Below are 20,467 nucleotides of genomic sequence, written 5' to 3'. Positions count from 1 at the left end.
GCCGGAGCAGTTCCGTCCACTGTACCCGGTCTGTGAAGCCCATACTTCGGGCAACAAACGCCTCACACATCCGGATCGCCCAGTCGGACGGCTCTGCCTGATGTTCATGTTTCTTTCTGAACTCCTCCAACTGCCAAAGCAGATCCAACTGATCCTGTTTAATATTGATGTTTCTTTCCTCCTCTTTCGTGTCATCCTTTGACTGTTTATCCAGCGATAGATTGTTTCCAAAGACTTCCGTTAAGCTCTCATAGATGCTCTCCGTATCCCATTCGCCGGCAGCGGACAGCCGGCCGGCGATCTCCCGCAGGGTTGTTTCATGGGAGAGTATCTCATCGCAAGAGATAAACCAGGGCCAGATTTCCGAGGTTTCCTGCTCAAAGCGAATGTAGTCCACGATGTCCTGGTATGCGTCACCGCAGTCCGGCTCATATCGGTGGGTGAGATCAAAGCCCATGGCTTCGATCTCCTGATTGGTCAGTCCCAGTTCATCGTGAAGCACCTTGTAGAGTTCCTCGCTTCCGTCATGCTCCGCAAGGAAAGCTATGAGCCGGTTCTGGATTCTGTTGGCGCCTGCCGTTGGAAAATGTTTTGACAAGGCATCCAGGCTCTCCCGCAGACTGCCGGCCCGGTGGTCATATTCCACCCGTATCCGCCCATTGTCCAGGTCAATGACCACCTGCTGTTCCACAATCCCGCCATGACCAAGGTCATGGCTCAGGGCCTCTGCTTCGTCCGCAAACACTTGCCTGAGCGGAGTACCGCGCTCTGCGGCGGCATTGGAAAGTGCCTCTGCGAACCCGCTGTTTTCCACTTCCACGATGGCAGAGGCCCGCTCCAACAGGGAGTGCAGCTCCGTAAACCCACCTTCTTTTTCGCCTACAAAAGCGGTTTGACGCCCCTGTTCCTCTACTTGATACAGCACCGCCATGGTATTCCTCCCGTCGTTCTATTACTGCATACTTCCTCTTTTACACGGAGAGGTCCTGTCCCACCTCCATCTCTGCGTCCCACATCACCTCAGCCTCATGCAGGTAATGCTCGGCCAGCTCTTTATCCTCACAAAAATAGGGGACGATGCCGCGGAATCCATAGTACTCCCCGCCAACCGCCGGGTTGTATCGGCCGAGTACATAGTGTAGGGGGACTTTTTCCATTGTGAAAAAAGTCCCCCGCACCGAGCAGGTCTTGTCCTGCTCATCCACACTCTCTATCACTCCGCCTCGCAAAGCGAAATCACCAGGGCCTCCATACGGCTCGGTAGCGACGAACAGCACTCTTTCTCCAGCCGACAGTTCTTTGGCCAGCAGGCAGTCCCGCATACGGGAAATGATCTCATCGCGGGAAGTGAATTGTCCATCTATCTGGATTTCATCGCCCTTCAGTTCGAGGGCAGACAGCGCCTGCTGGTACACAGCATGAAGCCGCTCAGACGGCACATCGGGGTCAAGGCAGTAACCAAAAGTCCCCGGAGCCGAGTGGGTGATACGCTCCTCATCTGGAAGCTGATGCAGTTCCTCATAGGCGGAGATCAAATTCGCCAGTTTCCCTGACTCCGGGAAATGGCCGGACTGTGCCCCCTCTGCATCAATTTGCTCGTCCACATATTCATCGTGCAGGGCGAAGCCGAGGTATCCAATCTCATCGTCACTCATTCCCAGATTATTATGAAGCATCTCATACAGGTCAGATTTCTCATCGTACATATCACAGAAGACAGATACGGATTTGCGAAATAATTCGGACTGTCGTGCCAATGGAATTTGTCCTTCTATCTCCTCATCGCTCAGGTTTCTGCAGTAGTTCAGGTAATAGCAGATGTCAAAGCACTCATCTGTCAGGGCGACCTCCGCCGCCTCCGGCCGCTGCTCCAGCTTCTCAAGGAGCAGGGCGTCGAAGCCATTTCCATCCTCTATCACCAGTCCCATTTGCTCATAAAGCTCACTGAAATAATAGCACCAACTGCCCTCGTTGGTGTTCTCCGTGCCCTCCTTGATGATCTTTTCCACCGCCTGTTCCAGAATGGAATCGACCACCGCTCTCGCGCCGGGCAGATAGACGAAGTGTTCGCCCGCGTCATAAGCGAAAACGCCATCTGCGCGGCCCTCTCCCAAAATGAGAACACCCCGATAGACCCGTTTGCCGTCCTCCTCATAATAGAGCGGCTGTGCATCCCAGGATAGTTCTTTCTGAGGCCAGTTCAGAAAGGTTTGAAAGTCGTTGGCCGATAGAGTGAGCAGGCGGGTCGCTTCACACTCGGAGATGCGGAACTGGCCGGCCTTGGCCGGCAATTGAAGTTTCAGACGCAAAAATATCAACCTCCAGTCGTCGGTAGATAATAGCGGGGATTTGTGCGCTCCCCATTGATACGCACCTCAAAGTGCAGGTGCGGGCCGGTGGACCGCCCGGTGGAGCCGGAGAGGGAAATGATATCCCCAGCCTCCACCGTCTGTCCCACCTGAGCCAGCAGACGGGAATTGTGGCCATATAGGGTGGACAGGCCGTTGCCGTGGTCGATCATCACATAGTAGCCATAGCTGCTGTGGTACTGCGATACGGTCACTGTACCGGGTAATGCCGCACGGATAGGGGTGCCAGTGGGCACCGCCAAATCCATCCCGGTGTGGCCTCGCGTTTCGCCGGTGAAGGGGTCGCTTCGGTACCCGAATTCCGAGGTGACCACGGCCTCCCAGCCTGCTCCGATGGGAGAGCAGAAGCCATCCACCCCAATGAACGGGACATCAGCCCCAGGGAACCAGCCGCCGCTTTCCCCGCTGGGGCTGCCATAAAGGATGAGATGATAGATACCGTCAGCGTTGGCCTGATGGTCCGCGGTGACCTCGACTCCAATGGCATGGCTGATCCGTTCATAAATTTCAGCCAGGTCTTCAATAGGAACGGCCACCATGTAGGTTTCTGTGGTCTCCACCTCATTGCCTTCTTCGTCGGTGGTGGTAACCGTTCGGGTTCGCTCCTCATAATCCACGAAACAGTCCGCAAACTCATGGATGCCATCTGTATCTGGCTGTTCTGCGGCGAAATACAGAGCATAAAAAATGGCCTTGACGCGGGTATCGTCAAGGCTTTTTCCATCTTCGCATTGACTATTGATCTCCGCGATCACTTCGTCCAGTTGGTCAAAGCTGTTCCGCATATCCTCGATGTATCTCCGGTACTCCGGCGTGGCGCTGGCGGAAATGGAGCCGCCGTGGAAGCACAGCTCCACGGCGGACACATTGTGCTGTGAGGTTCCTGAGAGGATGGCGCAAAGCAGAACCACCAGAACGATCAGCGGGGAAAGGATAGCCACAATGCCCCAGCCCACCTTTTTGCGGGCTTCCTCATTGGAAAGAATTACTATCGCCGCTTTGACGGCCGCTGCAACGGTGGCACTCATAGGTTCATACCTTTCATGGGCGAATCCTCTGGCTGCGTACTGTTCTGCAGTTCAGACCAGTACGCGGCCAGCTCCTCCATGGTTTCCGTGTACCCATCGCCTTTGGGCCGATGCTCCGCCCACAGCTGGTACTGCTCCAGATCAATCCCCCGGTCCAGCAGGAGCTTGGCGGCTCCGACCGCCTGATTGCTGACACAGGCATAGAGCGCGTCGTAGTTGTCCGGCTCCACCGGCATCCCGTGTTCCAGCAGCCTCTCTGCCATCCACTCCTGATGCTGGCCCGTGAGGGTGCGCAGGATGCCGGCCACCTCATCGCCCGGTCGGACGCCCTTGTCCACCAGATCCACCGCGGTCTGGAAGTCCAGCTTTTCCGCAACCCAGCGGAGAAGCTTCGGGGGCACAGAAGCAATCTGCTCCGGCGTGCATTGGGCGATCAGGTCTTTGGCGATGTTCCGGCAGTTATTTGTATAGGCATAGAGGATCACCTCACCGTGGAGGGAGGGGAGCGGCTCCGAGAGGCGGCCTTCTGATTCCTTCACCAATGTTTGTACCCGCCAACTGTCTCCCGTTTCCACCGCCCGCTTACAGGCAGTGAGATATGCCTCCGGGGAAAACCTCTCCACCGCCGCAAGAAGTATCAGGGTCATATTTCCTCCCACGACACCGGGGCGTCCCGCCACCTCGATCAGCAGGTCATCCGTCTGGTCTGATACCCTGGGATAAAGGTTTTTGAAGGCGTCAAATTCTCCGTCCCGAATGGCCAACACGGTTTTATCGTAGTCGCTGATGTGCAGGGGGTACCGTCCCACCTCATCCATATAGGCGGTGATGCTCCCGGTCATCCGCCGCAGGAGCTGTTCCGTCTGGGACATGGCCTGTTCCTGGCGTTCCTGCTGTTCCACCAGCGCCTCGATGATGGTGCGCTGCTCCGTAGGATTCAGGTGGACGATCATGCCCTCCGGCTCCGCCCGCTCACCCTGACGGAGATGTCGGGCATAGGTTTCGCCGTCCCCGTGGAACGCCTTGGTGATGGCGGAGGAGATGAGGAACATCCGGTCCAGATCTGCGCCGGTTTCGCCCAGCGTCTTGCCGGTGATGAAACTTTTGGTGACGGGGCGGCTGTCTTCATACCACTTCAGGTACACATCTAAATAGACGCCCTCGTTGCCGCCGTAGTCGGTGGTACAGAAGATGTCGGCGTCTTTGGGGATCTCCCGGCCATTTTCCCATTCCCGGTCCATGAGAAAATACTCGTCCGGCAGGTACCCCATACCCTCCAGGCGGTGCTTTAACTCCTCGAAGACCTCCTGAGCGGTACGCTGTCCGGCATACTGCGTCTGTCTGGGATCTCCCGGTAATGGCTCCCACTGTTCCAATTCAATTTCTTTCATTCGAATTCCCTTTCTCTTTTATAGATCTGCTGCTGGCAGTTCACCTTTCATACAGCAGGAACAGGGCAGATCCTCATCTGAGAAAGCGCCCGGAATCGCCAGCTGATTTTCATCCGCGCAGATAAAATCCCGCCAGGCCCAGTTCCGGCCCAACCCCCGCACTGATGTGAGGTTTGGCATGGCTGCGTCTTCAATCGCCAAAGCCCGCCGCAGCAAATCCGGGTAGCGGTGGTACAATGTCCGAATTTCCCACCGCTTCATGCTGGGGCAGAAGAAGCAGGAAGACTTGCCCGGCAGGGGAAGGCCGGCATCCCGGATCGCCTGGATGCAGTCCTTTCGGCTCCAGCCCCACTCCATCAGGGGATATTCCTTCTGGTATTTTTTATCCTGAAGGTCATGAGGAAGGGCGTTGAGCAGACGGCGCTCCTCTCCGGCATCGTATCCAATGAACTTGACGACCTTTTCTCCTTTCTCCCAGGCATCAATGCAGGGCTGGTAGTGCCTGCAGAACTTTTCCTGCGGGGCAACCTTGTGCTTGAGGGAGCATTTTTTGTACCCATAAGCAATGGAGGGCAGCGTTCCTGAGCGGAGGCACTCCTGCTCCAGCGTCAGCCTCTGGCCGTTCTTCTCGGTGTACCACACCCGCGTGATCGCCGGCATCCCATGGTTCTCCAGCCAGCGGCTCATGGTGTCCAGGTAGGCGTAGGTATGCGGCTGCTCGGCTCCGGGATCGGCAAAAAGGATCAGGTCGACTGGGACATGGTGCCGCCACAATCCTATCAGCATTGCCGTGCTGTCCGTTCCGCCTCCATACCCGACCACATTCATCGCCCGCCCGCTGTGCCGAACAGCGCCTCCTTATAGGCAGGAGCGTGAACCTCCAGCAGGTACCGCTCGTTGCCGCATTTGAACAGGCACACACCCCGCTGGGGGAATCGGATGAGGTTGTACTCCGCCTCCTCCAGCTGGAGCAGATCCATATAAAACCGCTTGTCAATGGAGCCGCAGTTGAAGATGAACTGGTGGGGCGGGATAGCGAACAGGGGCTTGGTCAACTCCCGGATGCCCTCCCGGTCAAAGTCCTCCAGATTCTGCGAGGCCATGATGAGGTTGGATTCCTTCTTGCGGACCCGCTTGAGAGTGTTGCGGATATACTCGATGATGGTGGTACCCACCGACACATTATCCGACAGCCACACATACAGCTCGTCCAGCGCCGCTGTGGTGTTGCCGATGGTCAGCAGGCGGTCGGACATATAGGACAGGATGTTGAACAGCATGGCGCCGCGCACATTCTTGCTGGCCTGCAGCAGCCCCTTGACCCCGAAGACGATAAAGCGGGAGGAGGTCACATTGGTGTGCCCGTTGAAGAACTGAGCCTCGGCGCCCTGGCACATGGAGTGGAGGCCCAGCAGGATCTCCTGCAGCAGTTCCGCTGTGTAGAGCTGGTGGCAGTTCCCATCGTACTCTCTGTACTCCTGCTCAATGAGTTTATAGAGGTCGGAAAGGATGGGATAGTCCTGGGGCTTGAGGCCGGCGAAGTTGGTGCTGTCGCTGATGCCCCATTTGGCGTACAGCTTGCCCACCATGATCTCAATGGCGTCGATGTGGCGGTCTGAGAAATCCTTGTAGGCCCGGAAAAAGTCCTTGAGAAAGGAGATGTGCTGGGAGAGCCGGGTGGATTTGCGGAATGCCTCCGGCGCGTCCCTGTCCTCCGGGCCACTGCCGTCATCCCAGCACTTGGGCTCCAGCGGATTGATGCGGTACACGCCGCCCATCAGATCCATGAAGCAGCCGCCCACCGTCTCACACATATCCTTTTGTTCGTGTTCCACATCCAGGGAAATCACGGATTTGCCCGCCTCGAGGAAGTTGAGCAGGAGCAGTTTGAGCAGATAGCTCTTACCCTGGCCGGAGTTGCCGAGGATCAGGATGTTGGCGGAGGTCTTATCGTCATCTCGCTTATCAAAATCTACGAGGATATTGGCCCCGTACTTGTCCTTGCCGATGTAGAATCCGTGAGGATCGGTCTTGCCAGAATAATTGAAGGGATACAGGTTGGCCACCGAGCTGGCCGGAAGGACCCGTTCAAATTGGGCGCCGAAGGCGTTGCGGCCGGCCGGCATAACAGAAACAAAGCCCTCCTGCTGACGGAGCATAAGCCGGTCCACATTGAGCTTGGAGCGGACCAGTTCGGTGAGCACATCGGTCTGGAGCAGCTTGAGGGCGTCGTAGTCCGGGGCGGTCAGCTCCAGGAACACCGCACAGTGGAGGAGCGGCTCCCGGTTGCGGTGCATGGAGGAGACCAGGGTAACCACATCCTGCAGGTTGGCCTCGGCGGTGACAGTCTGCTGGAGATCCTCGGTGCTGGAGCGGGACATTCGGTGCTTGTTGGCGGCGTTGTGGATGATCCGGCGCTCCTCACTGGGGGTGACCTGCCGGGTGTAGATGCGGATGGTGACCCCGTCCATCTCGCCCAGATGCCGCAGGATGGCCTGCTCATCGGTAGAAGTGGGGTACTCCCGCAGCGCCCATACACAGCGGCAGGTGTTGCCGCACAGGTAGTGGTCCACCTTGAAGTCGATGACCGAGGGGGCGACCATGTCGAGGAAATCCTTGATATATGGTTCCTCCACCACAGGCCGGGGAGAGTTCTTTGTTCTGTTTTTCGGCAATGAAAAAACCTCCTGTCCAGGCCGGCAGGAGATCTTTTATCGCACTGTTTCTTCCTGATATGGCCCGGAAGTTCTCCTGACGGCCATATCAATTAAATTGTGGGGCACGGGTCAGTCATTCAGAATGATCCAGCGTTCCCCGTCGTAATCCTCATATTTTTCCGTGGTGGCATTCTGCTCAAAATACACGCCCAGCATGCGCTTGAGATCCTCGCCGCTGGCGAGGCTTGCCTTGAAGCCCTGATCCTCGAGGCTTTTCTGGATGCGGGAGAGGTGGGTGTGCAGCTCCATCCCTGTTTCCTCACGCAACCGGACCAGTACGAAGAACTCACGGGCGGTCGCCATCTGGATCTGCAGGCGGTCCAGTGATTTAGCGTCCGCCTCCAGCAGCCGGCTGATGACCGGCAGGTCCTCCTCGGCAGCCCGCTGGCGATAGTGCCTCTTGTTGTCCTCAAAGCTCTCCTTGGAGTTGAGGGCCAACATCTCGATCTCAGCCTGCCCCTTGAGGACGGTCATGAGGGCATAGATGCGATTGCTCACAGCCTCCGGGGGCTGGACCGAGAGGTTGGTGGGCTTGATGGCAAAGAAAATCAGCCTCCCATGACTGGTCTTTAGGCCGCTGTCGGTGATCTCGTCGATCCCGATGAGCTGCCGGGTAGTCTGTTTGGCCGTTGCTTCTTTTTTTCTGCTCATTTTCTATCACTCCTATCCGTTGATGGATTACACAGCCCCCAGGCATAGGTCTGCTGGCCCAGGAGGAAATATCGGATTGCATAGCGCAGGAAGTCCAAGATACTGGTATCCTCCAGCCGAATCGAGAGGAAGGCATAGGCCGCAGTGATTACCACTGGGGGCAGGAAGCCAAGTTGGGCCATGGCAAACACAGAGATCAGGGCGCCCACGCCAATGATAGCGATGTCCCGCAGTTCCCACAGCCACAGGACGGCTTTGGATTTCAGATTATCGGGATAAATGTACATGTTTCACCTCACATCGTCATGCTCATTCCAAACCCCTGTTCATCCTGATCGGGGCCGAATTCCTGATCTTGTACTTCGTCTGGGCTTTGTTCCATCAACCAAGATTGGAGTTCCTGTGCCACCAACCCCACAACGAAGGCTCGTTTGGATACGCCATTATGCGCCTCCACATACTGCTCAACGCGGTGGAAAAGAGATTCGGGCATAGCAATGGCCAGCGTCCGTTCTTTCTTGTTGTCCTGAAGGGCCGCACTCTGGAGCGGTTCCTCGCCATGTTCCCACTGATCCAGTGCCTGATTCAAAAGGCTCTGAACCAGTGCCTTTTGGGTGAGGGGCGCATGAGCATTCAGGTAGGACTTCAGCCGCTGAAACATGTCATCTGAGATCTGAACGGCCAGGGTGCGCTGTTCCTGCTTTGCTGTGGCAGGCTGGTCCAGATAGGTAGTGAGTATCTTAGTGAGGTACTCACCGTTTGTCATTTCAGGACTTTTGCCCTCCATCAGCCGCTTGTGAAGCGACTCGGGAATCAAGCCGCAGAGGTTTTTCATCGGTTCCATGATCGCATCTCCTATTCATAATCATTCAAGCTATCTGTGCTGTGGTCGCCCATGCGATTCCTTGCAAAACATAGTCGACGCAAGGAATCGCTACACTGTTGCCCAGTGCTTTATAGCGGGCGGAGTCGGAAGCACCCTCGATATCAGTCCAACCATCCGGAAATCCCTGCAGGCGCTCGCATTCCAGCGGGGTCAGACGGCGGATCAGAAGAACCGAGGCACCTCTTGGAGCGGAGGCGCTGTTATCTGGCTCGTCCATATCCACGACCAAATCTGTTGCGTCTTTGTGCTGACGGGCGCTCTGAGTGCTGACCACCTCGTTGCTTTTGAACACATCCACACGCTGACGGCTGAACACGGCATGGTGATCGGTGGCGGTGAGAGTATAGGCGATGCCCTGTTGATACCCAATCCCGTTCCCGCCGTTCATAGGCTGCCGGTCAATGGCATTTCCGGTGATACAGAATATCGTGTCCGGTTCTGCGACCAGCGGGACATTGTTCCCACCCGTACCGTAACGGGCTGACATTGTGGGCGCCACAGAATGTGGGCCGGTGTAGCGGGCATCGATCCCGTGGTTCTCGAATACAAGCGGCTGGTGGCCATGCTCCTGTGCCCGAAGTGTTCCGGCAACATTTTCGCTGCAGGCAATGGCGCTTCCGCCCTGGTCATTAAGGCACAGGATGGATGGCATACAGTTCCCGCTGGCGGTTCCTTTCAAGGTAGGCGAGACTTCCTCTCCATAGCCAATACTGCCCGCAGAAGCACCAGCTCCAGCAGAAAAAGCAGCTGTAAAAATGGCGGGATACCCTTGTCCGGGCATACCGCCGCCTCCGCTTAGTGCTGTGTGCCGCTCCTCGGAAAGGAAGCAATCACCGTTGCCTTTGGCCGTGATTCCGGCCACAAAGGTCTGCTGTTTCATCCCTGGCTGGGCGGTCAGCGCCGCGGCTACATCATGAAGATCCTGCACCTCGTCCCGCTGATTGGCGGCAAAGGCGGTGAGCACACCGTTTCGTCCAGTGGACATACCACAATTAACACCGAGAGTGGCTGCCTTTTCTCCTGTCAGGTCTCCGTTGTATCCGTCGAATCCGATGGGGCCAGTCCCGCCTGGAGGATCAGAGCATCCCGGAGCTGAGGCGGCAGTTCCTTGCCTCTGGCCTCCGCTCGACGCAGAATACCCAGGCAGGCGGTTTTGCTCAAATAGTATTTGCGGGGCGGATCGTCCTGCAAAATCTGCGACAAGGAAGATTCTCTTGCGACGCTGGGCGACACCCCAGAATTGAGCATCCATGACTCTCCAAGCCAGGCTGAATTGATTTCCCAGAATGATTGCCCCAGCAGATTCCCAGCGCCCGGAGTCAGGTCGAGGCACTGAACAGGAGCCGTCTTTAATTCGGACAATCTCCTCGAGGACGATGCGGAAATCTTCGCCGCCCGCTGAACTGAATAATCCTGGTACATTCTCCCAGCACATATATCGAGGTCGAACAGTGTGAGCTGTTCTGCCGCGCCGCTCATCTGCATCCCTCATTTCTTTTACAACGCGGATCTGCTCCATAAACAGGCCGGAACGCTCTCCGGCAAGACCGGCTCTGGCCCCCGCCACGCTGAGATCCTGACAAGGGCTGCCTCCTGTGATAATGTCTACCGGGGGAAGTTCGGCACCATTCAGTTTCGTGATGTCCCCGACATGGAGCATGGAAGGGAACCTCTTTCTTGTCACTTCGATGGGGAAGGCTTCGATCTCGCTGGCCCACACCGGCTCGATGCCGTTGCGGACCGCCGCGAGGGGGAACCCTCCGATTCCATCGAACAGGCTGCCCAGCGTGGGCATTATGCCATACCCATGCTCTGCCCTGGAGCTTCGCTTTGCTCCATCTCAGCGGGCAGAGCCTCCTGCTTGATTTCCAGCTCCCCAATCTGTCGGATGGGGATGCTGAGTCTTTGGGCCTCCTCAATCTCACGGGCCATGCCGGAACTGACCCTGCCGCCGCAGAGCCACAGTTCATCGCAGACTTCCAGCACCCGATGTCCCAGCCGCAGTCCAATTTCCCGTTCTGTTGGCTCAGCGTCATCCAACATCTGTGGGTAGAGCAGGTTGACGGCGATGGGCGTATGCCCCTGATGGATGGCATACCGGCACGCCTTTTTCGCAAACGCGGTGTTTGCCTCAATATCTCCTGCATAGGGAGAGGCGATGTAAATCAGTTTTTCTCTGCTCATTTCGCCGCCCCCACTGCCTGTACCACGGTGCGGGTGGTGTTGACCGCTGACTGTGCTGCATAGACGGCGGACATGATGTTGGCGCGTGTCGAGGTGTCCAGCCCAAAGGCGCCGCAGATGCGGGGCACTTCACCGGCCGACAGCATCAGGCCAAGGCCCAGCAGCGCATGATCCTTCAGCACCAGCAGTCCCGCTGTAAGGATGGTGGCCTGCAGGAAGGTGGTCAGACACAGACCGATGATCTGCTTGCACCACTGCACAAAACCGTCCATATAGCCGCGGGGCACCGAGAACATATACAGGGAACCCACAGCTATCTGGATGAGTAAGATTCCTCCGCGCTTGAGGTTGGAGAAAAAGCACTTGATGACGGCGTACCCCATCATGATGATAATAAAAATGACCATGATGGGGCTGGTGATGCTGCCGATCCCGCCGAATACGCCGGAGGAGGCCGCGGCCCCGATATCCACGCCCTGCAGGGAGTTGATGATATCAGTGGAAAGGGCATCAAAGCTCTCGCCATACCCGGTAATTCCAGAGGTCAGGTTGGCCTGCAGCGTGACGGAGAGTTTATAAAGTTCCACCGGCACCAGGGTAAAGCACCCCACGGCCATAAAGCCCTTGACGGCGCTGATAGCCGCGTCCTTGATGCTGGCCCGTCCGGTCTGGTATTCGATTCCGACCTCGAACACGGCCACCACCAGCCCGACGACATACAGCGTCCAGGCCAGATAAGAAAAAAAGAGAACAATGGACTGTACCCAGCTCATCTCAAAGAGCTCGACGCCCATGTTCCCCATCTCGGCAAAAAAGTTGCCAAAGAAACCAACAAGCTGGCTGTAGACCCAGTCGATAAACTGATCCATCAGCCCGCCAAGGAAAAAGTCCAATATAAACATCTGGTGGTTTCACCCCTTTGCGTAAGGGGGACCGTGCCAGCATTGGACGCATACTCCTGCTCAAAGGCACAGGGGCCGTGACTGGGCACGGCCCCTGCTTGTATTCGCTTCCTATTTTCTTAGCACATTTGCGGGCTGTGTTCCTGCGCCTCCTCCTGACGCTGGAACACCTGCAGATATTCGTCCACCGTACCCGCCAGCAGCCTGTAATCCGCCTGAGTAGGCTGGTAAACATACCAGTCTACCTTCCCATAATCGTCCCAGAGGTGTGGTAAGATACCATCCGAGAAGTTGGGATTGCTCACTTTTTTCTTTCCCAGTAAATCGCCAAAGCGTAGGATATTCACATCCACCGCGCCCTCGGTCCGGTTCAGGATCGTCAGCTTGAGGGCATTGTACTGGCTGGCAATGTTCAGAGAAACAAACTCCAGCCTGGCCCGCAAATCCGGGTCAAGCTGGATATAGGCGGATCTGCCCGCATAAGACACAACGCCGCTGGTTTTGCACTGAGTGAGGATTTTCCTCAACTCCTGTCCAAATGGATTCAATTTTCTTCTTTCCCTCCCTACATGGTTAATTCCGGGACAGTCGGCGCCAGTGGATGAGCTAACTCCAGCGTACTGCCTTCCAAGGCCAGAACGCCATCCAGCCGGTGAATAAGGCCCTCCATGTGTTTCTGCCATCCGTCCCAATCCTTCGGATCAAACCAGCCGCCGGGCAGCTCGCCGGCTTTGATCTGCCGCTCCGCTCTGATCCTGGCGTATTTCAAAGTGTCCGCAAGGTAATCCCGGAGTTCCCGGAGAGAAGCCCTTGATGCTGTAAACGAGGTGATGGACCGGAACTTGTTGTCCTCGGCCGCCCACTTCTCATCATAGTCCAAACTGCCAGGGTCACCGTCAAGATACTTTACAATGATCTCAGCCAGTGCCATAGGGCTGGTATGCGCACACCCCAGCTTTACATCACAGGGGGCATTCCATCGGTCTTTCTTTAATCGTTCAAGCATTTCTCCCAGGTCCAGTTGTCCATCTGCCGGTAAATTGTACCGGACACATCTAACCGCATCCAGTCCATTGTCGGACTCCAGTGCGGTGATTCCCCAACAGCCCATAGAAACCGTCTCCCATTTCCGGCTTACGCCTCATCATTCTTGTCCTACATTTCCAGTTTCGGTCCAATCTGCTCCTGCTCATCCAGCCCAAATGCCTCGCGCATTTCCGCATCCACCAGAATCCCGAACGCTTCCTGACAATCTGCGCAGCTCACGATCCAGGTCTTTCCTTCAAAGTACCGGAGCATTTCCGCCAATATTCTGGTCTTCGGATCCGAGGCAGAGAGAAGCTGCTCCACCTCCTCCCGCGAAAGATATTTGCGCTCTCCGCTCCAGGAGCCAATCACGCCGACAGTGTACTCAGGGATTTCCTCCGGCAGTATTTTACAATTCAGAACCGGATCTGGATCAAAGGTGAAAAACACATCAATGGGAGTATCTTCTACCACGCTTACCCCGATGCCGTATGGACCTGCACCTGCTCTGCACATCCCGATAGACCGCTGGTACAGCTCGTTAACCAATGAAAGCATTTTATTTCCGGATGGATTTGGAATTGGATATTCCATTGCTTCCTTCCTCCTGTATTCTCAGAATAATTCTTTACATTCCCAGGATCGTCCAGACATAGGTGGGAGCCGTCAGGGTGAAGATAAGGCAGGCAAACAGGATGGCCGGCGCAGTCCATTCGAACTGGCCGTGCTTTCTATAGTCAAAATACGCCATGCCCAATTTGGCGAAGAAGAACACAGCCAGAACAAGGTCAATCACGGGAAAGACCACATTATTGACAACCGTTTTGATCTGGGCGGATGCGTCCGTCCAAGTGCCTTCAATGGCACCAGCCACATCCCCGGTTCCTGCCGCAAATGCGGGTACCGTAAACATGATGGCCAGCATCATTACCATTACGACCGCACAGAGCATCTTTTTCGTTTTCATCATCAAATACCACCTTTCTTTGCTGAAAAAAGAAAGGCCGCAGGGGTGTTCCCGCGAATGGATGATCTATCCCGAACAGGCCGCGAGGCACTTTCCCACGGCCCGTTTCTTTTCTGATTTTGTTACTGTGAATGCTTACATCGTGAGCACAGGTCCACTCAGTTCCTGTGTTTCCAGGAACTGAGCCCGGATTATTTCTTCAAACGCTTCCTTTGCTAACCTACAGAAGACAGAGTACATAGGCAGACCGTTCTCAGCCGTGTATTCATACGGTTCAGGTAACCGCCCGCATTTTGTAAAAAAGTTCTTTTCCGCCTCCATAAGCCGCTCAATAGACCACTCACGTACTTCGTTCCGATATTCCAAGACGGTTTGAACATGGCGCTCATCTCTTGCGGAGAGAAGCGTGGGGTAACGAAGTTCAGCATACTCTTGGGCGGTCATGTCCATATAGCGTTCAAATGTTCTGCGTGTCGGCAGCCCATATTGAGGCTTCATTTCCCTTGCCACTGGCAGCCTTCTGTTCTTTTCTACAAATCCCGCAAAGGCTTCTTCGATTTTCTCCTTGGTCCATACTGCCGGAGGCCCTTTTTTGCACATTGTCAACCGCCTCTTTACATCAAGAAAGAAATATCTAAAAACTGCGTTTGAGCAGCCTCGACCAGTGGGGCTACTTCAATGACCTCTGGATTCTGTTGGAACTTCAAATCTCCCCGGAAGCCCAGTTTCAGGTTACTGAATGTTTCGGCGGCCTTCAGCAGTTCGGGCGGCGATTCTGGAGGCATATCCTGCATCCACTGTACCCATTCACCTTTCTGAAAGCGGGGATTTAGCCGAAGGATCACATAGTCCTCCGGCACAAACTTGGGATAGCGGCCGATGCTGCCGCCCACCTTATAGTAGGGCTTTCCCTCCATCATGACCGTGGCCCGCATGAGCGTCAGGGTATCCTCCAAAGAGGCGCAAAACCAGCACTCCCTATCGCCCATACGCCTGATTCGGCCATCCCGCAGGATGCTGTCCAGATTCTTTCGGTGCGTGTAGTGGTAGACCTCGCCAGGCTGCTCATCCAGTCGGATGTATCCCATGGCTTCACCTCCCGCCTATAGATCAAGCGGAGCGATATGCCAATCGTCCCATAGATTGCCCCGGATATTCAGTGAATCGGTGAGGTTGACCGAGAGCATCCCTGCCGGGGTCCAGCAGTCAATGACCCAGGTGTTGACCGTATAGGAGCCATCCGGGTACCAGATAGGAGTGAAATGGGTACGCCGGTTATAGGTGCTATACTCGTTCTTCTGGAACTCCAGCCGGGAGGACGAGGAACTGATAGAGATGCGGTCCAGCAGCCTCCAGAACGACTCATAGTTAAATTCCGGGAAGTAGCTGACTGCGTTCTGCAGGGCAGTCGTGGCCGATCTCTGGGAACTGCTCACCCTGGCGGTGACGACCTGATTTACGCCATAGCCGGACTTCATGCTGTTGCCGCTGGCGGTGGGGTTCTTCTCATCTGGGGTAATTTCCATGTCGGCGGAAAGGCTGGCACTGTAGCGGTCCAGATCAAATTCCCACCAGCCGTGGTCGCACCAGTATCCGTCCTCATCATCGCCATGCCATACCCAATACTCCTGCCACCATGGGTCCCAAATGGTCCACTGGGCCGAGGTTTTCTCCGGCCGGTCTGGGACCGGGGAGGGTGTGAAGGAGTCGTTCCGGTCATCTGCTACTGGATTGGGCGGCGGATTCTCGTCCAGATCTACGATCTTACAGTGGATGGTGGCCTGTGCTGATCCTGGGCCGGATACATCCACATCGATGGTCATGTCCTGCGGCTCGTCCGGTGTAGTCCAGCGTACCCAGGCCAATTGGGAATCTCCGTCCGGGTAGTAGACATTGCTGACCGTATAGGTCGTCCCATCAATATGGAACCGTACAGTGACCGGATCATCCGGGTCACTTTGGCCACCGCTGACCTCTACCGCCGTGATGACCTCGGTATTGGTTCGGTATTCATAGTCATAGGTGCTGATCTCCGGCTCCTCCGGCTGCTCCTCAAAGCGGACGATACCAAGCCCAAGGGAGGACTTGATGTCCGAGTTGGACACATTCTTATTGGTGGGGCCGGACCATGCAGGGTAGCCTAAATCGGGCGTTTCCAAGAACATGGACAGCGGGAGGTTTTTAGCGGTCAGCGATCCCATCCAATAGCGGAGCTGTCCTCCAACCACCTCATCATAGAGAGCAGCTTCGGTCGCTGTTGTAGCGATCATGACACCTTCGAACTTATAATAGGCGATGGGTTCCAGCAGAATTTTGTATTCGCCGCTGATGAGCGTGTCATAATCCATACCAGTTTCTTCCGCAATGAACTTGACAACATATTCTGAACAAAAATACTTTTTGATGGCCTCGATGTTATTACGCCCGTTTGTACTTATGATGTGAGGCATTGGTTGTACAGGGTTTTTATAGCTATACCCGCCTTGTACGGGAGAGAGCCCAGTACCATTATTGTACTGAATTTTACTGACCTTTCCGAAATGATATATTCCTGCAGATGGTGTTTTGTTGGTCAAATCAAATGGTGTAGTAACAACGGCATGGTCACTTGCCCGCACTACGGTTACACGCACCCCTTCGTTTCCGGGGTTCCAACTGCCATGACTCGTCGCATCCCCCATACTCCCGCCGCCACCATCAATGTTACCAGACCCGCCAGTTCCATTCGCGGCATAAACTTGTATGCAAGTAAAGGAAAATATCATCACAACGGCCAGAAACAGGTTAAAGAGTCGTTTCACTTGATCTCCTTTCCCACAAAATAAAAAGCACAGCCAAAGCTGTGCTTTTTGAAGATGCAATATTACTTTATCCCATTATGCCAACCTGAGTATTGATATCTCCATCACTATCGATACTTCCACCTTGATTTGCGCCTGCGTTGGGAACATTATCGAAACCAGGCAGGCCGCCACTGGTATTGGTGGAGGGCTGTTCAGGGGGAGGCGTCACATTGTTGTGATCCTGCGGCTCAGGAGTACCCTCGACCGGAGTCCCATCCGGCGTCTTGGTGGGGTCCTTCAGTTCATCCTCTGTATATTCCGGTTTGACCGGGTCCGGCTGAATGGTCTGCTCTGTGCCGGTAAAATCAGCGCCGTTTCCATCATCGGTGTTGGTACTGGCATCCGGGGTTTCCGGGTTAACGGTCACATTATCTCCCGGCTTCTGGTCATCCCCGGATTCTGCGGGAGGCGGGGTACTGCTGTCCGGGTCCACCACTACATCGCCCTGCTGGGAGCTGCTGGGCGGGAGCAGGTCATCAGTGACCTTGTCTTTGCTGAAGCTGCTTGCGATCACAGCAACCAGGATTGCGCAGACCACAAGACATCCGGCCACGGTCAGCCACTTCTTGGTATTCTCCGTCATCGTTTGGATTCCTCCTTTTTCTGTTGATTATGCTTCTTGTCAAACTGTCTGTGTGACTTCAAGCGGCCAAGGATAGTTCGGCTTTAAGATCTGCTGCCTACATTTTCCTATACCGCCCGTCCTTTGTCAACACGAACCCTACCACAAACAGGCAGAGAAGTCTATTGGGACAATAGAAAACTTTTTGAAAACTGCGTTAAAACCGAGGGGCATAGCCCGCGCTGACCTTGACTGTCATCCGCATGGGCGGCAGAAGCTCTCCTCCAAAAGACACTGGAACCTCCAATTCGATTTCACAGTCCGCCACAAAACGGTCGCCGGCGCTGTCGCCGGAAGCGAACGGTGCGTTGTGGATCTCCACATCAAGGCCCCACACACGGAACTCCATCCCACCATCCTCTGTGTACTGAGTATGGTAGCCGCCCCGATAGGTCAGCCCAAGGATATCGTCCAAGCGTCCATAGATATCGCCATAGTCCAGTGATTCCTCAAAATCTCCCGCCAACGGCTGGTAGGCGCCGGAGTAGCCCTCCCGGACGCCATGGTACACATCGTCATAGTTGTCGTTGACGGTGGAGATCACAGCCTCCTGCACCGCATCCCGAACCCCCTGGGCCACGATGAGCAGACGGAAATATTCGCTGATGCAGCACATCAGCATTACCAGCACCAGCACAATGGCAATAATCAGGGGGAAAGCCACGCCGCGCCGGTCTTTCAAAATCTGCCTGAGTCTGTTCATTTCCAGTACACCTCCGACTTTCCTGTGGCATCTGCCCGCAGGGTGATGGGGAAACTGCCAAAGCCGGCAAAGAGACCGAGGTCGATCTCATGAGTGAGCGTGACCGTGACCTCCTCGTTGAGCTGGATGCGGCCGGTATCGCTCCATTCAATCTCCGGGTCCAGGCCGGTCTGCTCCCGCAGGGCCTGTTCCCGGCGGTCAGTTTCCGGCCCGATCCTGCCGGCGATTTCCGCCTCACGCACCAGTTCAGTGGCAAAGGTATCGAGCTGCTGTTTGGCAATAAAGGCTGGGAGGACCTGCACTGCCAGCGCGATCACCAGCATGGCGCAGAGCACCAGGACGCACACATCGATGTATCCCTCTCCGCGTCGGGATCTCAAAATCCGTTTCAGCACATGGTTACCTCCTCGCCTAAAGTCAGATCCCTTTCCTGACACTGAGCATTATATTCGCTCAAAATACTGGAGATAGAGCTTTCCGATGAAAGATCAGTTTTATCACTTGTCAGGAATTGGTATAGTGCTTCCACAGGATTTTTTGGCTTAAGGATTAAATCCAAGTCATCATCGTCGAGTTCATAACTGTCATGGATAAGAGCAGAAAGCAGGCTTTCCTTTGCCGCAGTTTCAGCTGAATGGCGATAAATTTCATCGGCAGATAGCTGCTTCACCCTTTGAGCATATTCCTTCATTTCATCTTCCGCACGATCAATCAATCGATAGATGCTGCCTGTATAGTCCATTGGGCACCTCCTCTCTTAAAACATCCCGCCCAGGGAATGGATGATCTCGTAGATGATGATGGACAGATAAGTCACCAGGAAGCACATGAGCAGGACAAAGGAGAATACACGGATCTTAGGCGGGATTTTCATGGCCTTTGCCTTGAGGCGCTGGAGTTCCAGCTGCTTCATATCGTGGCTGAGCATCTGAAAGTAGTGGACCCCGTTGTCGCCTCGCAGCACGCCGATGAGTCCGCGGACAATGTCCGAAAGCAGCGGAGAGTTGAACCGGGCCTCAAAGCGGGTCAGCGCCGCCTCATAGGAGCCGGAACGCATATCCGCGGTGAGGACATCCAGTTCAGCGGAGAAAACAGGACCGGAATTCTGCTTATAATGCTCAATCATGCTCAGCACATCCCGGCTGGCGGCCAGTTCTTGGGTGATGGTGGCCACGAACCGGGGCAGTTCCGCCTCAATCTCGTCCCTCTTGGCAGAGAGTTTTTCCTCCGCCCTGCGAATCTCTTTGAAATAAACCGCCACCGCCAGAAGAACAACTATCAACGCCAACATTGGGAAAATCAACAGGCACGGAATCACCGTCAGCAGCACTGCACCGGTCTTGACCATGGCAAAGGCGGTGTACTCCTCCGGTGTCATGTTCAGCCCAGCAGCGGCCAGCGTATTTTTCAGACGGCCCCGCTTATACTCATCCATATGGATGTGTGGGGCCAGCTTGATCGCCCAGCCCATGAGCAGGGCCTCCACACTGCGGGCCTGCTTCTTCTCCTGGCGGCCCACCGAGAGCATGGCACGCTGGGTGGCCAGACGGGGGAGCCTGAGCAGATCAGCCGTCAAAAGAAACATACCCAGCGCAAGGAATATGCCAAATAAAAACAGAAGGAAAGTCATGGTTGTTTTGTTCACCTCCACATAAAAACAGAGCCAGTACACGACAGATGTGTACCGGCCCTGTTTTTCTTCTTATGCTGTATTACACGGCACTCTTTCTATAGCATTATTGCATCACATCTAACTCCGCAACAAATGACGGATCAAAGTCATCCCGCCAGTTTCGATAGTCAGGATACAGTCCCAAACCCTTTCGGATGAGCTCCCGGTTTTCCGGGGTGTCAATATAGATACCGTCCGGGATGCCGTCCATCCCATAGATGAGCCGGACCCCATCCTGCTCCGCTGCCTTTGCTGCTTCAAAATCTCCATCATAGAGCGCCATGTCATCGATGCGTTCTACATGGAGGGCCTCCGGAATATAGGAACCATGGTTGATCGTTGCGGTAATAAAATAGCCCTTTTCCTGGTTACTGATGAGGATCACCTCCGATACTCAATGGGCTGGGTCAGCTTGATGACCGCTGCGGTGCTGATGAACATCACAGCGGCAATGGCTGCCAACAGCGCCTGCCCCAGCGGGGTGTGCATCAGAACATCGTACCAGT

Annotated in this window: 24 protein-coding genes and 1 pseudogene; all 25 read right to left on the bottom strand. The window is 55.2% G+C overall.

Annotation, left to right across the window (positions count from 1 at the left end; genetic code table 11):
• A pseudogene (locus Q0Y09_RS06890) lies at positions 1-931 on the bottom strand (hypothetical protein); the annotation flags it as partial.
• Positions 932-971: 40 nt separating this feature from the next.
• Entirely contained in the window at positions 972-2,309 is a 1,338-nt protein-coding gene (locus tag Q0Y09_RS06885; RefSeq protein ID WP_243275301.1) for a hypothetical protein, read from the bottom strand.
• A 5-nt stretch (positions 2,310-2,314) separates the two neighbouring features.
• Positions 2,315-3,397, bottom strand: a complete 1,083-nt coding sequence (locus tag Q0Y09_RS06880; RefSeq protein ID WP_195446539.1) for a M23 family metallopeptidase — start codon at positions 3,395-3,397, stop codon at positions 2,315-2,317.
• Positions 3,394-4,788, bottom strand: coding sequence for an ankyrin repeat domain-containing protein (locus Q0Y09_RS06875; RefSeq protein WP_195446537.1), 1,395 nt, complete (start codon positions 4,786-4,788; stop codon positions 3,394-3,396). Before Q0Y09_RS06875 ends, Q0Y09_RS06880 begins: the two co-directional genes overlap by 4 nt.
• A gap of 18 nt (positions 4,789-4,806) precedes the next feature.
• Positions 4,807-5,616 (bottom strand): hypothetical protein, encoded by an 810-nt coding sequence (locus tag Q0Y09_RS06870; protein ID WP_195446535.1) that lies wholly within the window; start codon positions 5,614-5,616, stop codon positions 4,807-4,809.
• On the bottom strand, positions 5,613-7,391 hold the full coding sequence (locus tag Q0Y09_RS06865) for a VirB4 family type IV secretion system protein (protein WP_154250554.1): 1,779 nt from the start codon (positions 7,389-7,391) through the stop codon (positions 5,613-5,615). Before Q0Y09_RS06865 ends, Q0Y09_RS06870 begins: the two co-directional genes overlap by 4 nt.
• Positions 7,392-7,574: 183 nt before the next feature.
• Positions 7,575-8,156, bottom strand: a complete 582-nt coding sequence (locus tag Q0Y09_RS06860) for a hypothetical protein (RefSeq protein ID WP_007492844.1) — start codon at positions 8,154-8,156, stop codon at positions 7,575-7,577.
• Positions 8,153-8,443 (bottom strand): hypothetical protein, encoded by a 291-nt coding sequence (locus Q0Y09_RS06855; RefSeq protein ID WP_006876463.1) that lies wholly within the window; start codon positions 8,441-8,443, stop codon positions 8,153-8,155. Before Q0Y09_RS06855 ends, Q0Y09_RS06860 begins: the two co-directional genes overlap by 4 nt.
• Positions 8,444-8,451: 8 nt before the next feature.
• Positions 8,452-9,000 (bottom strand): hypothetical protein, encoded by a 549-nt coding sequence (locus Q0Y09_RS06850; protein WP_297719547.1) that lies wholly within the window; start codon positions 8,998-9,000, stop codon positions 8,452-8,454.
• 25 nt (positions 9,001-9,025) lie between these two features.
• Positions 9,026-10,837: a DNA cytosine methyltransferase gene (locus tag Q0Y09_RS06845; RefSeq protein WP_195446531.1), complete on the bottom strand. Its 1,812-nt coding sequence runs from the start codon at positions 10,835-10,837 to the stop codon at positions 9,026-9,028.
• The gene (locus Q0Y09_RS06840; RefSeq protein ID WP_195446529.1) at positions 10,837-11,226 is read right to left on the bottom strand and encodes a DUF4406 domain-containing protein; all 390 of its coding nucleotides are present in this window, start codon (positions 11,224-11,226) and stop codon (positions 10,837-10,839) included. Before Q0Y09_RS06840 ends, Q0Y09_RS06845 begins: the two co-directional genes overlap by 1 nt.
• Positions 11,223-12,128, bottom strand: coding sequence for a conjugal transfer protein TrbL family protein (locus tag Q0Y09_RS06835; protein ID WP_007492853.1), 906 nt, complete (start codon positions 12,126-12,128; stop codon positions 11,223-11,225). The genes Q0Y09_RS06840 and Q0Y09_RS06835 overlap by 4 nt, the downstream gene beginning before the upstream one ends.
• 119 nt (positions 12,129-12,247) lie before the next feature.
• On the bottom strand, positions 12,248-12,676 hold the full coding sequence (locus tag Q0Y09_RS06830) for a hypothetical protein (protein ID WP_006876413.1): 429 nt from the start codon (positions 12,674-12,676) through the stop codon (positions 12,248-12,250).
• 17 nt (positions 12,677-12,693) lie between these two features.
• Positions 12,694-13,239, bottom strand: a complete 546-nt coding sequence (locus tag Q0Y09_RS06825; RefSeq protein ID WP_297719539.1) for a DUF4259 domain-containing protein — start codon at positions 13,237-13,239, stop codon at positions 12,694-12,696.
• 44 nt (positions 13,240-13,283) lie between these two features.
• Positions 13,284-13,748, bottom strand: a complete 465-nt coding sequence (locus tag Q0Y09_RS06820; protein WP_230979290.1) for a hypothetical protein — start codon at positions 13,746-13,748, stop codon at positions 13,284-13,286.
• 34 nt (positions 13,749-13,782) lie between these two features.
• On the bottom strand, positions 13,783-14,124 hold the full coding sequence (locus Q0Y09_RS06815; protein ID WP_006874004.1) for a DUF3852 domain-containing protein: 342 nt from the start codon (positions 14,122-14,124) through the stop codon (positions 13,783-13,785).
• Positions 14,125-14,256: 132 nt separating this feature from the next.
• Positions 14,257-14,721 carry a hypothetical protein gene (locus tag Q0Y09_RS06810; RefSeq protein ID WP_007492863.1) on the bottom strand — a complete coding sequence of 155 codons (465 nt, stop codon included), beginning with the start codon at positions 14,719-14,721 and terminating at the stop codon, positions 14,257-14,259.
• Positions 14,722-14,735: 14 nt separating this feature from the next.
• Positions 14,736-15,209 carry a hypothetical protein gene (locus tag Q0Y09_RS06805; RefSeq protein WP_007492865.1) on the bottom strand — a complete coding sequence of 158 codons (474 nt, stop codon included), beginning with the start codon at positions 15,207-15,209 and terminating at the stop codon, positions 14,736-14,738.
• 15 nt (positions 15,210-15,224) lie between these two features.
• Entirely contained in the window at positions 15,225-16,922 is a 1,698-nt protein-coding gene (locus tag Q0Y09_RS06800) for a hypothetical protein (protein ID WP_195446525.1), read from the bottom strand.
• Positions 16,923-16,989: 67 nt separating this feature from the next.
• The gene (locus Q0Y09_RS06795; RefSeq protein ID WP_006874008.1) at positions 16,990-17,547 is read right to left on the bottom strand and encodes a DUF6550 family protein; all 558 of its coding nucleotides are present in this window, start codon (positions 17,545-17,547) and stop codon (positions 16,990-16,992) included.
• 196 nt (positions 17,548-17,743) lie between these two features.
• Positions 17,744-18,289 carry a hypothetical protein gene (locus Q0Y09_RS06790; RefSeq protein WP_195446523.1) on the bottom strand — a complete coding sequence of 182 codons (546 nt, stop codon included), beginning with the start codon at positions 18,287-18,289 and terminating at the stop codon, positions 17,744-17,746.
• On the bottom strand, positions 18,286-18,681 hold the full coding sequence (locus tag Q0Y09_RS06785) for a DUF4320 family protein (RefSeq protein WP_154250560.1): 396 nt from the start codon (positions 18,679-18,681) through the stop codon (positions 18,286-18,288). The genes Q0Y09_RS06790 and Q0Y09_RS06785 overlap by 4 nt, the downstream gene beginning before the upstream one ends.
• Positions 18,678-19,031, bottom strand: coding sequence for a DUF3848 domain-containing protein (locus tag Q0Y09_RS06780; RefSeq protein WP_006874011.1), 354 nt, complete (start codon positions 19,029-19,031; stop codon positions 18,678-18,680). The genes Q0Y09_RS06785 and Q0Y09_RS06780 overlap by 4 nt, the downstream gene beginning before the upstream one ends.
• A gap of 15 nt (positions 19,032-19,046) precedes the next feature.
• On the bottom strand, positions 19,047-19,919 hold the full coding sequence (locus tag Q0Y09_RS06775) for a type II secretion protein F (protein ID WP_021631407.1): 873 nt from the start codon (positions 19,917-19,919) through the stop codon (positions 19,047-19,049).
• A 106-nt stretch (positions 19,920-20,025) separates the two neighbouring features.
• Entirely contained in the window at positions 20,026-20,346 is a 321-nt protein-coding gene (locus tag Q0Y09_RS06770) for a hypothetical protein (protein WP_006874013.1), read from the bottom strand.
• Between the last annotated feature and the right edge of the window lie 121 nt (positions 20,347-20,467).

Origin of the sequence: Intestinimonas sp. (assembly GCF_026169115.1) — a bacterium.
In the GTDB taxonomy this organism is placed as follows: Bacteria; Bacillota; Clostridia; order Oscillospirales; family Oscillospiraceae; genus Intestinimonas.
Note: the sequence above shows the minus strand (reverse complement) of the source record. Positions and strands in the feature narration are given on the sequence as shown.